The sequence below is a fragment of the Clostridium sp. YIM B02555 genome (assembly GCF_022320955.1).
Taxonomy (GTDB): Bacteria; Bacillota; Clostridia; order Clostridiales; family Clostridiaceae; genus Clostridium; species Clostridium saccharoperbutylacetonicum.
Map to the genome: position 1 here is coordinate 61,120 of NZ_JAKJJY010000004.1, position 13,699 is coordinate 74,818.

General features: G+C 28.5%; 10 protein-coding genes. 8 read left to right on the forward strand and 2 right to left on the reverse strand.

Translation table 11 applies throughout. From position 1 onward, the window contains the following. Both L3B98_RS07900 and glmS read left to right on the forward strand, forming a co-directional pair. Positions 1-1,146 (forward strand): mannitol-1-phosphate 5-dehydrogenase, encoded by a 1,146-nt coding sequence (locus L3B98_RS07900; RefSeq protein WP_238916205.1) that lies wholly within the window; start codon positions 1-3, stop codon positions 1,144-1,146. Between the two features lie 622 nt (positions 1,147-1,768). Continuing rightward, positions 1,769-3,595 carry a glutamine--fructose-6-phosphate transaminase (isomerizing) gene (gene glmS / locus L3B98_RS07905; protein WP_238916206.1) on the forward strand — a complete coding sequence of 609 codons (1,827 nt, stop codon included), beginning with the start codon at positions 1,769-1,771 and terminating at the stop codon, positions 3,593-3,595. 938 nt (positions 3,596-4,533) lie between these two features. Here glmS and L3B98_RS07910 read toward each other — a convergent pair. Next, positions 4,534-4,827, reverse strand: coding sequence for a hypothetical protein (locus tag L3B98_RS07910; protein WP_015392242.1), 294 nt, complete (start codon positions 4,825-4,827; stop codon positions 4,534-4,536). Positions 4,828-5,193: 366 nt separating this feature from the next. Next, positions 5,194-5,388, reverse strand: coding sequence for a hypothetical protein (locus tag L3B98_RS07915; protein WP_238916207.1), 195 nt, complete (start codon positions 5,386-5,388; stop codon positions 5,194-5,196). A gap of 1,035 nt (positions 5,389-6,423) precedes the next feature. Between L3B98_RS07915 and L3B98_RS07920 the strand changes: the two genes are divergently transcribed. The 6 genes from L3B98_RS07920 (at position 6,424) to purF (ending at position 13,620) form a co-directional block, all read left to right on the forward strand. Further along, positions 6,424-7,440 (forward strand): alcohol dehydrogenase catalytic domain-containing protein, encoded by a 1,017-nt coding sequence (locus L3B98_RS07920; protein ID WP_238916208.1) that lies wholly within the window; start codon positions 6,424-6,426, stop codon positions 7,438-7,440. 115 nt (positions 7,441-7,555) lie between these two features. Next, positions 7,556-9,493, forward strand: coding sequence for an alpha-amylase (locus L3B98_RS07925; protein WP_238916209.1), 1,938 nt, complete (start codon positions 7,556-7,558; stop codon positions 9,491-9,493). A gap of 54 nt (positions 9,494-9,547) precedes the next feature. Then, the gene (locus L3B98_RS07930; protein WP_238916210.1) at positions 9,548-10,666 is read left to right on the forward strand and encodes an extracellular solute-binding protein; all 1,119 of its coding nucleotides are present in this window, start codon (positions 9,548-9,550) and stop codon (positions 10,664-10,666) included. A gap of 79 nt (positions 10,667-10,745) precedes the next feature. Beyond that, entirely contained in the window at positions 10,746-11,426 is a 681-nt protein-coding gene (locus tag L3B98_RS07935; RefSeq protein ID WP_015392247.1) for a dihydrofolate reductase family protein, read from the forward strand. A gap of 48 nt (positions 11,427-11,474) precedes the next feature. Then, positions 11,475-12,134 (forward strand): HAD family hydrolase, encoded by a 660-nt coding sequence (locus tag L3B98_RS07940; protein ID WP_238916211.1) that lies wholly within the window; start codon positions 11,475-11,477, stop codon positions 12,132-12,134. A 61-nt stretch (positions 12,135-12,195) separates the two neighbouring features. Then, positions 12,196-13,620 carry an amidophosphoribosyltransferase gene (gene purF, locus L3B98_RS07945; protein ID WP_238916212.1) on the forward strand — a complete coding sequence of 475 codons (1,425 nt, stop codon included), beginning with the start codon at positions 12,196-12,198 and terminating at the stop codon, positions 13,618-13,620. Positions 13,621-13,699: the final 79 nt, after the last annotated feature.

The following is a 13,699-nucleotide window of genomic DNA, read 5'->3' on the forward strand; positions in this document are numbered from 1 at the left end:
ATGAAAGCAATTCAATTTGGTGCAGGAAATATAGGAAGAGGATTCATAGGTGCATTACTTTCCAAAGCAGGGTATAATGTAGTTTTTGCAGACGTAAATAAAGAAATAATTGATAAAATTAACGTAGATAAAAAGTATACAATACATGTTATGGATGTAGAGTGTGAGGAAATAGTAGTTGAAAACATAAGTGGAGTTATTTCAATAAATAATGAGATTTTAGAGGAGATAAAGGAAGCTGAAATTATAACAACAGCAGTGGGGCTTGTAGTTTTGCCAAGAATAGCCCCAACAATTGCTAGAGGAATAAAGCTTAGAAAAGAAGCCGGAATTAAAACTCCATTGAATATCATCGCGTGTGAAAATGCCATAAAAGCAAGCTCTCAGTTAAAGGTAGAAGTTGAGAAGTACCTAGATGAAGGAGAAATTGTTTACTTAGAAGAATTTGTTGGATTCCCAGATTGTTCAGTAGACAGAATAGTTCCACCAGTTAAAAGTGAAAATATTCTAGATGTAGTAGTTGAGAAATTCCATGAATGGAATGTTGAAGAAAAAGCTTTTAAAGGAACAATTCCAGAAATAGAAGGTATGAACTTAGCAGATAATTTAATGGCATATATAGAAAGAAAACTATTCACATTAAATACTGGTCATGCTATTACAGCATATATCGGAAATTTAAAAGGATATAACACTATAGATGAAAGTATAGCTGATGAAAAAATATATAATATTGTTAAAAAAGCTATGACAGAAAGTGGAATGGGGTTAGTAGAAAAACATAAATTTGATAAGGAAGTTCATCTTAAATATATTGATAAAATAATTGGAAGATTTAAAAATCCTTATTTAAAGGATGATGTATCAAGAGTTGGAAGGGAACCTCTTAGAAAATTAAGTGAAAATGATAGACTAATTAAGCCATTAATGACTGCTAGGGGATTCAATTTAAATGTGGACAACCTATTATTAGGAATAGGTGCAGCGCTTCATTATAAGAATGGAGAAGATCCACAAAGTACAAAATTACAAGAATTGATAGATGAAAAAGGAATAAAAGATGCTGTGGCAGAGATAGCAAATATAAATGATAATGACTTGCTAGAAAGGATAGAAAAAGCTTATACAGATATTTTAGAAGTATAAGAGCTTAAGGTGGATTTCTATCCACCTTAAATATATTGTTATATTATACATTAATGGCCAATCTTCCATAAGTATGCAAATAAGATTTATAATGGATTTTGTAATAAAAAAGTAATATTTGAATATATATAATATTATATAGACAATTGAAGATAATATGATAAAATAGTCAGTAGGCATAAAAGAAAGTGTGGAGGTGAGGCTTAAGGGAAGAGTAATTTGTATGTTAAAAAAGCGCCAGGACTAAGTGGAATTTAGCTTAAAGCGAATTTTTAGCGAGTTAGTTTTTAAGAAAAAGAATTTAGATGATAGAATCTTTTTAAAGGAAACTAGACTCACATTCGTTTGCTGAGTAAGCTCAACTAATCAAATCGAAGATTTGGAGTTTCACTTATGTTGACGAGGTTGGGGAGTATCGAAACTTCGGCGGGTGCCCCACGGTATCGCACTACCGTAAACGACTGGTAAAACTGTAAAGTGATTTACAGCACAAGTTCAGTCTGGTGTTAAAACCTTTGTTTTAGTTTTAATTCCTAGGATTATTATGCCTTTTTATTTTTTGCTAGGATGGAATTAAAAGAGGATTAAAATTTAATATGTAAAGAAGAGAGGAAGAATAAATATGTGCGGAATAGTTGGATATTTTGGAGACAAGACAGCAAAAAATTTCTTAGTAGATGGATTATCAAAGTTGGAGTATAGAGGTTATGATTCAGCCGGCATTGCTGTAGTTAATGAAGGTAAGGTAAATATAGTCAAGCATAAAGGTCGTCTTGCTAATTTAACAGAGAATTTAGATGGCAATAAAGCTGAAGGCACAGTTGGTATCGGTCATACTAGATGGGCAACTCATGGAGAGCCATCAGATATTAATTCACATCCACACCAAAGTTCAAAAGGAGATATTACTGTAGTTCACAATGGAATTATAGAAAACTATCTAGAATTAAGACAATGGCTTAAAGGACAAGGATATGAATTTATATCTCAAACAGATACTGAAGTAATACCAAATTTAATTCACTATTACTATAAAGGAGATCTTTTTCAAGCAGTAGTAAAGGCAACTGAAAGATTAGAGGGAAGTTATGCTTTAGGAGTAATAAGTGGACAAGAACCAGATAAATTAGTAGCAGTAAGAAAGGATAGTCCATTAATTGTAGGCTTAGGACAAGGTGAAACATTTATTGCTTCAGATATTCCAGCAATAATAAGTTATACAAGAGATATTTATCTTTTAGAAGATAGAGAATTTGTTGTTATAACTAAGGATGGAGCTAAAATTTTAAGCGGTGATGGAACAGAAATAAAGAAAGATGTTTTCAAAGTAACTTGGAATGAGGATGCTGCTGAAAAAGGTGGGTATGATTCATTTATGCTAAAAGAAATTAATGAGCAACCAAAAGCTATTAAAGATACATTGGCTTCAAGATTATCAATGAATAATGACATTAACTTTGAAGATTTTAAATTATCTAAGGAAGATCTTGATAAAATAGATAGAATCTTTATAGTAGCTTGTGGAACTGCATATAATGCAGGGCTAATGGGAAGTGTAGCTATTGAGAAATTAGCAAAAATTCCAGTTGTAGTTGATATAGCATCGGAATTTAGATATAAAGATCCATTGGTAACTAATAAATCTCTTGTAATTACATTAAGTCAATCAGGAGAAACTGCTGATACATTAGCAGTTCTTAGAGATTGTAAGAAAGTTGGAGCTAGAACTTTGGCTATAACTAATGTTGTAGGAAGTAGTATTTCTAGAGAAGCTGACAATGTAATCTATACAATGGCAGGTCCAGAAATAGCTGTAGCTTCTACTAAAGCATATACAACACAAGTAGTTGTAATGTATTTAATGGCAATGTGTTTTAGTGAATTAAGGGGATTAATGACTAAGGAATTAGATAAAGAATTAAGGGAAGCTTTATTATTAGTACCTGAAAAAGTTCAAATAATTTTAGATAAAGCAAACGAAATAGAAGAAACTGCAAATCTTTTAGCTAATGAAAAAGATGTATTTTACTTAGGAAGAGGTGCTGATTATGCATTATGTATAGAAGCATCATTAAAGCTAAAAGAAATTTCATATATCCATTCAGAAGCTTATGCTGGCGGAGAGTTGAAACATGGAACAATTGCACTAATAGAAAAAGGAACTAAAGTAATAGCTCTATTAACTCAAAAATCACTTAGAGAAAAAATGATAAGTAATATAGTTGAGGTTAAGGCTAGAGGAGCAGAAGTAATTGGTATTGCTTATGAAAATGATGTATTAGATGAATCAATTTTCGATAAAGTAATCAGAATTCCAGAACTTTATAACTTGGTTTCACCAATAGTAGCTATAATTGCATTACAACTTTTAGCTTATTACACAGCTAAGAATAAAGGCTGCGATATAGATAAGCCAAGAAACTTAGCTAAATCAGTAACTGTTGAATAATTAGTAGGTTAAAATATTTTACTGTTGTGAGTTATAATTAATGTTGTCATATGCTATAATTAATATTGTCATAATGATTATAATTAGCATTGTCACAATTATGTATTTGCTGTAAGCAATAAAGTTTGTTTAAAAGTTGATGATATGAAATATATAAGGCATAGAGTAATAAGAACAATATTGTTATATTACTCTATGTTTTATTTTATTGCTTCATAAATTTTATTAAGGCTGTTATGTAAAAATAAAGTAATATTGTAAGTTTTAAAGTATAATGAAGATAGGGTATTTGGGAATAAATACCTTATCTTTTTTATTGTGTGCTTTAGCGTTAAAAGACCCCCCCCATGCTATGAGGGGGTGAGCAAGTGGTTATATAGGTATTCCTTCAAGAAAGCTAGTCAGTACGAATATTCCATTGGAAATGAAAAAGCTATATAAGGGATTATTAAATGTGTTATAACTTTCGTAGCAACGGTCGGCAATAACAATTACATCGCCAGATATATTTTTATACCTTGCTCTTTTGAACGATATCAATGTCATTTTGTTAACTAAATGACATTGATCATTTAAGTCGTGAATTTAAGGAATATCTTGGTTTTACTATACATCAATATATTGTAAAGAAAAGACTTCTTATTGCTAAAATTCTTTTACATGATGGGGCCTCTATAGATTCTGCTTATATTTATAGTGGATTTAATAATTATCCTAATTTTATAAAAGCATTTAAATATGAATTTGGGTTCTCTCCCAAAAATATGTTAAATCCCTTGGTGAAAATAAATTATGATATACTACTTAAACTTACATAAATACGATATAGAAAATCTTACATTATTATTTCTCGCTTCCTTTTCAATGAAAGAAATATTATTAATTGAATATGATACTTTTTAATTAAAAAGTATCATATTTTCTAAAGTTCTTTGGTTTTAACATAATTCTTCTATCTTCTTTTCTATAGCTGACAGCTTATTTAAAATACGACCTTGCGTTGTGTATTTAAATTCTTCTGCAATATATATTGACAAGAAGGCTTCTCCAGTATCTTGATCTATTTGGTATAAAACTTCACTTACATATCCATATAAATTTTCCTGCTGTTGATTAAATATATGAACCTTAGAACCTTCTTTGGTTACAATATTTAAAATATCTTTTATTTCTTCTGAGTCTTGAACGACTTTAACTTGACCACCATCAGCATAACAAAATTCAACTTTCATCGTCTCACCACCTTTATACAAACTAATTATACCAAACTCAGTAAATTCCTTCTAGATATATACTTAGAATTTTTAGAAATAATGAAGAAATTGTTGATTTAGATTATTGGTATAAAATATTAATTTAGTATAAACTTTTTTTCAACGCATAATAAAACCATTAAATAAATGACTAGGAGAATTCAATTGAATCCTATGGATTTGATGCTGGCTCATCTTAATAACTAATTGTATCTGATAAGATTATGATGGATAAAAGCTTTATAGAAACCTTAGATAGTTTCAAGAAATTTATGTTAAGTAATAATGTTCCTAATTATGTTGTTCGTTATTGTGTACAGCTAAATAAGATTATTGAATATGTTCTTAGTGAGGATTACGAGTAATATAAAGAAAAATTAAAAGTTCAAATTTAAATGATATAATTTTATCTCCATTATCAAAAATAAAAAATCCTTCAAACTTGCATTCAAGAGCAATAGCAGTTTCTATTAGTTCCTGTTCTGAAAAATTATCTCGATTTAATTTATTAGTTAAATTTTGACGAGAAGTACCAATCATATCAGCTAAATATGATATAGGTATTTTTTCGTCTTAGCAGGATTTTTGTCTTTTGCCTATAGTTAATACCCTGAATATTTACATCTTTAGCTTATTTATATATGACAATATACATTGAATAGATTAACTGAAACTAATGATATTTATAAGAAATAACAGGAAGAAAAGCGTTTTTAGATTCGCAATAAATGTATAAAAGAATTAGATCAATGTTTCTATGATTATTGATATAAAGTGAAAGAAACAATAAAATCACAGGTTAAGGGATACTGTGAAAAAGGTATCATTTTTTAGATTAGGTGTTCAGAAATGAATGCCTATTTTTTATTGCATAGGAAAGTATAGAAGTTTCAAATTTTTAAAGCCAGTTATATCAACACTTAAGAGGAATGTGCTTTGTGAGAATGTGATTAAAAGAGAACTTGGCACAGCTACTTTATTATTATTTGAAAACTTTACGGAGATATTGACTGAATTATTCCGTTTAATCTTAACTAAAACATTAAAAAAGCAATATGTGATAAAAAAACATTTATGATAAATAATGGTAATAATGCCGTAAAATGGTAAACGTTTGCATTAGGGGGTTCCACCAATATTATACAATAAAATTTAAAATAATTTAAAATAATTAAAAAAATCTAAACATTTACAGGAAAAAACTGTAGAATAAGCTGAAAAATTAAGTTGTATTTTATAATATTTTACAGTATAAACCATAATAGGAACGAGCTACAATGAAATTGTGATTGAGAAAATCAAACATAATAATATTAAGGCAAATTTAATGAGTAGCAGATCAATACATTTGTATATTTTTGAAATGTTATGTCGACGAGTTATACTAATATCTTTTACTATGGGCAAACCTACATACTAGTTTGACATAAAGTGAAATATCTCAAATGAATTTTATATTCTACCTGAATCTAGTTAAACTTCAAGTGCACTTTGATTAAGAAAAAATATACAGTGCATATTCGATTTGTTATTTTCTTTTATGTGCCTGATTAAATTTAGAATGGAGGTTTTAAGTTGAAAGGATTAATTTTTAACAAAAACAGAGAAATCGAAGTAAGGGAGGTTAATGAACCACGAATTTGTTCCAAATGTGAAGTTAAAATTGAAATAAAGTATTCAGGAATATGCGGAACAGATTTACAAGTTTTAAAAGGAAATTTAGAATGTAAATCAGATATTATTAGAGGTCATGAAGCAGTTGGTATAGTAACAGAAGTTGGGGTTAATGTGAAAAATGTAAAAGTTAATGATAGGGTAGTTATTGATCCTAATCAATACTGTGGGAAATGCTTTTATTGTAGAAATGATCAAACTAATTTTTGTGAAGGTGATAATGGAAAGTTAGCTGTTGCCGGAATGAATAAGGATGGATTATTTGTAAAATATTTTGTATGTGATGAAACTTTTGTATATAAAATACCAGACGATTTAAGTTTAGAAGCTGCAGTATTAGTTGAACCATTAGCTTGTGTACTTCATAATATTAAAGCTGCAAACATACAGCCAGAAGATTCTGTGCTTATTATAGGTTCTGGACCAATGGGGATGCTTTGTCAATTGATTTGTAAAAGAATAGCTGGGCTTACAGTAAGCATTGAAAAAAATGATTTTAGAAAAAGAATTTCACAAAGATTTGTAGATTATGCATATTATCCAGGAGAATTAACAATAGAAAAAGTAAAAAAAATAAATGAGGGCAAAAAATTTGATGTAATTATAGATGCAGTAGGAAATCAAATGGAAATATGTGAGGATATGATAGAAAAAGAAGGGAGAATTGTCATATTAGGAATAGATACTTCATATAATTTCAAATTTAATCCTGCTCATTATCAAAATAATGGAATAAGAATAATAGGTGCTGGAGAATATAATTTAATGTTTGAAAAAGCTATAAAATGCGCTACAAAGTTGGAAAATCTGGAAGAATTGGTGACTAAGATATACCCTATAGAAAAAAGCAAAGAAGCATTTAAAGAACTGCTATCTGGTGATATGGAATCTGTGAAAACAGTTTTTGAATTCCAGTAAAACAAATTTTAATATGAATTAAATTTAGTAATAAGCAGTTATTCAAATATAAATACTTTATTTATATTTTATTTAATCAAGATCCGTAATTTTAGGAATCGAAAGGAGAAAAATTATGAAGATAAGTAATTTAAGTAAAATAGATAAGTTTGTGAAAAGCAAAATATCTAAAGATCAATATCTAGTATGGATACCTAAAGTTTGGAATACTATATGTTTTCAAAATATATTGTGTGAAAATGAAAATGAAATTAGAGTTGATGCTTATGAATATATTTCTAATTTAATACAATTTTTAAAATCAAAAAATTATAATCTTCCAATGGATAATAATTTTGATAGGAGCTCTATTTACTGTTCACTAGTTAGATATTCAACTGCTTGGGATTATAACCATGATGGAAAATTAGAAATGGGAACCTTTTTAAAAACGATTATATTGTTACCAATGTTAAAGAATATAGGAATAGATATATTATACTTGCTTCCTATAACGGAATACAGCGAATTATATATAAAAGGGGATATTGGCGGACCGTTTGCAATAAAAAATTATTTTAAGCTAGATAAAAATTTACATGATGATATGTTGGATGACATGTATGATTTCACACTTGATGATGAATTTGCATCTTTAGTAGAGGCATGTCACCTTTTAGGAATAAGGGTAGTTAATGATTTTATACCAAGGGTTACTGCGCGTAACAGTGATATAATAAAAGATCATCCAGACTGGGTATATTGGATAAAAAAAGAATATATAAATGATTTTAAAGTGCCTAATATACCAGAATTAGGATTTTTTGAGGAATGTACTCACGATAATTTAGAAACAATATATAAATCAGAAGAAACTAAGATTCATTTAAGTAAATTTTCTAAGTCGCCAGATAAATTAGATAGTAGTTTGTGGAAAAAATTAAAAGAACAATCTGAAAGAACAGGAGAAGATCTGTTATTGCTAGTTGAAAAGGAAATGAAAATAACAACTCCGCCTGCACACTCAGACTGGGTAAATGATGTACAGCCGATTTGGACAGATATCACATTTTTGAAAATATATATGGACGTATATCCAGAAGCTAAAAAATTTTTAAGTGAGAATCAAGCACCTTATGTCATGTTTGATACTATAAAAGCTAATAAGTTTCCTGGCAGAGAGCCTAATTATGGTTTATGGCGACTTTTTGAAGATGTTTTACGCCATAATATCACTAAATATGATATAGATGGGATAAGAGTAGATATAGGACACACTTTACCTCAAAAGCTATTAAATCATTTATTTAATGTTGTAAAAGAGATAAAACCTAATGCAATATTTATGAGTGAAGATTTATTTAATAGAAATCATGAAAGAGCTTATGAAAGTGGATACAATATAATGTTGGGAAGTGAATGGTTAGAAGTGTCAAGGATAAGTAAAGATAATCTAATTAATTTCTTAACAGAATTACGGGACATGAAGATTAAAGTATTTGGATGTGCTGAAACTGCTGATACTCCAAGAATCGTAACTAGAAATGGTGGAATTCAATTAGCTCGTTCAATTGCAGTATTTAATATGTTTATACCCAATGTAGTTCCTTTTATAACTACAGGTGGAGAAGTAAATGAGGATGAACCTATAAATTGTGGGTTAGCAGATAATACAAATGGAGCAGAAATACCAAGAGCATTTTTTAATAAAATGAAGATTGAATGGACTAATAAAAATGCTCAAGCAATGCTTCAGTTATTGAAGAACTTAAAAGAGTGTAAAAGTGAATATTTATCTCTATTAAATTCCGAATATTTTGAAATTTTAAGCTCCTCAAGTGAAGTAATTATATATGCTTATAAAAATGGAAGGAAAGCTCTTGTATTATTATTTAACTTAAATATGAATAATGAAAAAAAAATAATACTAAATGAGTCAATTAACTTTATAGAAAATCCTAAAATTGTTATAAACAGTGTAGAAAATGATCAAAGAAGAGTATTAAATAATGAATCTGATAGGCTAAAACCTGGACAAGCTATTGTTTTAGTTGGTGATTGTAAAATCAATTAAAAGTATTTGAATTGAAAAACTGAAAATATTATATGATATGTGGAGGAATGAATAATGAGCATTGTAGATAAAAATGAAGTAATAATATGGCATGAATTTGATGGAAAGGCAGATACAACATTACGTTTATTAGAAGATATAACTAGAGAAGTAAGCGAAAGAACAAACGTAAATTTTAAACTTAAAATGATGAATATAGTAGATTTTATAAAAGGGCTCAGTGCCATTCATAAAACAAAAAATGGTCCGCATATGGCATTTATACCATCAGATTTAACTGTATTTGCAGAGAAAGGATTATTTTCAGAGGTGCCAGAATTGCTATTTAATGGATATGCTGATAAGAAAATATATGAAACAATGAGCTATAAAGGGAAACAATATGGTGTACCTATATTAGGTGGAAATAATGAAGTTATATATTATAACAAGAAGATATTAAAAGATATTCCAAAGGATTTTGAAGATTTAAGAAAAATGAAGGCTGGCTTTGAAGAAAAGGGAATTATTCCAATAGCTGTTGATATGGAAATACCTTATTGGTTTATACCATTTTTATCAGCTTTTGGTGGATGGCCAATTAAAGATAAAAATTTAGAATTAGATTATGAAGCCTTAAAAGAAACATTTTCATTTTTAAGAGAACAAATACAAGAAGGCATAATTGTTCATTGTAAGGCAACTGATGCTATGTTAAGTAATTTTATTGATGGAAAGATAGCATGCATGATGAATGGAGAATGGGTATATAATTATTTACTTGAAGAATGTGAAGATATATTAGGTGTATGTTTAATACCAACTATAAGGGGCAAGCAAGCAAAGGTAACTACCTCAACTATAGGATGGGTATTTCCTTGTAATTCATTGGAATCAGAATATAAAAAACCTATAATGGAACTTGTAAAATACATGATGAGTGATGAGTGTCAACTAAGGCTATTAAATGGAGTAAATAGAATACCTGTTAATAAAAAAATAATTGAAGAAGTTAAACAAAATGGATCTGAAACTAAAAAAGGTATTTTAGAACAACTTAATTTTAGTGAAACAATTCCAGTAAACTTTAAAATGAGAGAAATATGGGATGATATAGAAAATGGATTGAAAATGTTAAAAAATAATTCAATTTCAATAGATGACATAGTAAAAACTGTAATGCATAAAAAATAATTTAAGGCATCTGTAATAATAATTAATATTTCTTAGGAGGTACACAACACGGGAATAATAAGAAGAAGGATGTGTAAATATGAAAGTAACACTTTTTAGTCAAGTATCAATAGATGGAAAACTAACATTAGGAGCAGGGAGTTCTAGTAAAGATTTATTTACTCTTTTAGATGATAATGATAAAAAATTTATTCATGAGTTTAGAGGAAAAGTTAATGGTATAATGGTTGGTAAAAAAACTATAGATACAGATAATCCATTTTTGACTAATAGATATCAAGAAAATAGAAATCCAATAAGAATAGTTCCAACAAGTAAAATGGATTTAGATTTTTCTTCAAATATTTTTACCGATAACGAAAAGACAATAGTGGTAACAACGGAGGATGGAAAGGATGACGAAAAAATAGATTATATAAAAAGTATAGGTAAAGAATGTTTAGTTTTTGGAAAAGACAAAGTAGATTTTACAAATTTATTTAAACATTTAGAAAAGGAATTTAATATAAAAAGTATAATGCTCGAAGGAGGTGGATATTTAAATTGGACACTTTTTGAAGAAAATCTAGTAGATGAAATAATACTTATGCAATTACCAGTAATAATAGGTGGATATGACAATGTTTCACTAGTAGATGGGGAAGGATTCAAAGATATAGAGTCATTAAAGAAATTTGAATTTTTAGAGTGTAAACCAAGAAAAAATTACAGTATGCTAAGATTTAAAAGAAAAAAGCAGCTAGCAAAATTTGTGATTTAAAGTATAAGATTATCTAGTAACATAATATGCGAAATCAAGGAGGTAAAATTGAATAAACAATGTACTAAGGCAGTTATATTTGATATGGATGGAGTTCTTGTTGATAGTGAACCTATGTATTTTGAAATAGAAAGATATCTATTTTCATACTTCAAAGTAAATGTGTCTCAAGAGCAACATGAAGCTTTGGTTGGTACTAGCTTGGAAAATATGTGGGAAAAGCTTATAAAAGATAATAATTTAAAACAGAGCAAGGAGAAGATTGTGGATTATCATAAAAAATATGTTATAAAACATGTGGAAGGCTTACGTGAACTCTTGCCAACAAAGAATATAAAAGAGCTTTTAGAAGATTTAAAAGAAAAAGATATAAAAATTGGATTAGCTTCATCATCACCAAAAGATTTAATAAATATAATTTTAAATAAGTTAAATATAAAAAAATTTTTTCAAATTATTGTTAGTGGAGATGAGGTTGAAAAAAGTAAACCGCATCCAGAAATGTTTATAAAAGTTGCACAACTTTTAAATGTAGCACCAAATGAATGTGTTGTAATAGAGGATTCATCAAATGGAGTAAATGCAGCTGTTGCCGCGGGCATGAAGTGTATTGGATTTTCAAATCCCCATTCAGGAAAGCAAAACTTGGAGAATGCAGATATTATAATAAATGAATTCCCTAATATAAGTTCATATCTAGACATTTAGCGTATAAATTTATTTTGTTTCGGTATCGATACCAAGAATTATTAAGGAGAAGGTGTTAATAATGAATCTTGAAATAGATGATAAACTTAAAGAAGAATGCGGAGTTTTTGGAGCCATAGATTTCAGTAAAGAGTTAAATTGTAGTGAGTTAACTTATTATGGATTATATTCACTACAACATAGAGGTCAGCAAAGCTGTGGAATAGCAGTACACCTACAAGACAAAATAAAATATCACAAAGAGTTAGGCACTGTAAGTGAAGTATTTAATGAAGATTTGCTTAATGATTTGAAAGGAAATTTATCTATAGGTCATGTTAGATATGCAACGAATGGACAAAATTCAAGTATAAATGCACAACCTTTTATAATTGTTAACGAAGAAAAAAAATTAGCAATTGCTCATAATGGACATATTTTAAATACAAATGCTTTGAAAAGTCAATTGACTAAGTATAAATTAAATTCATCAATAGATTCAGAAGTGCTAGGATATTTGATATTAAAGGAACAAGAGAAGGGCATATCAATAGAAAATAGTATATTAAATTTGATGGATAATGTAAAAGGAGCATATTCTTTGATTATAATGACGAAAGATAAACTTATAGGAGTAAGAGATCCTTTAGGGATGCGACCTCTTTGTATTGGTAAATTAAATAATTCATATATTATAGCATCGGAAAGTTGTGCTTTAGATTCTATAGGTGCTGAATTTGTAAGAGATGTAGAGCAAGGTGAAGTGGTTACTATAGATAAGGAAGGAATAAGAAGCATAAAAAAACAAGTGAAAGAACAAAAAAAGCTTTGTATATTTGAATTTATCTATTTCGCAAGAGAAGATAGTAAAATAGATGGAATCAGCGTCTATAAAGCAAGAGAAGCCATAGGAAGGGAACTAGCAAAATTATATAATATTGATGCCGATCTGGTTGTAGGTGTGCCTGATTCTGGAATACCAGCAGCACTCTCATATGCTAAGGAAAGTGGAGTTCCATATGGACAAGGCTTTGTAAAAAATAAATATATAGGCAGAACATTTATACAATCTACTCAAAGTGAAAGAATAATGTCTGTTAAAATTAAGTTAAATCCAATAGAGGAAAATATAAAAGGAAAAAGATTAATATTAATAGATGATTCATTAGTTAGGGGTACAACATTAAAAGGTATAGTTAAACAATTGAAAGGAGCTGGAGCAAAAGAAGTACATGTTATAATTGCAGCTCCACCTATAAAATTTTCATGTTTTTATGGAGTAGCAACATCAAATAACAAAGAATTAATAGCATATAATAAGTCTATAGATGATATAAAAAAATATATATCAGCAGACTCATTAAATTTCATGAGCATTGAAAATTTATTAAAGTCTGTTAGAAAACAGAATAATAAATGTGAATTTTGTACAGCATGTTTTAATGGAGATTATCCATATTTAAAGGAAGTACAAATTAATTTAGCCAAAAAACTAAGTAATTTTTAGCTTGCTTACATATTAATAAGAAAGTTAATTATAAAAAAGAGTAACACTATATGTGTTACTCGCAAATAAGATGGAAATG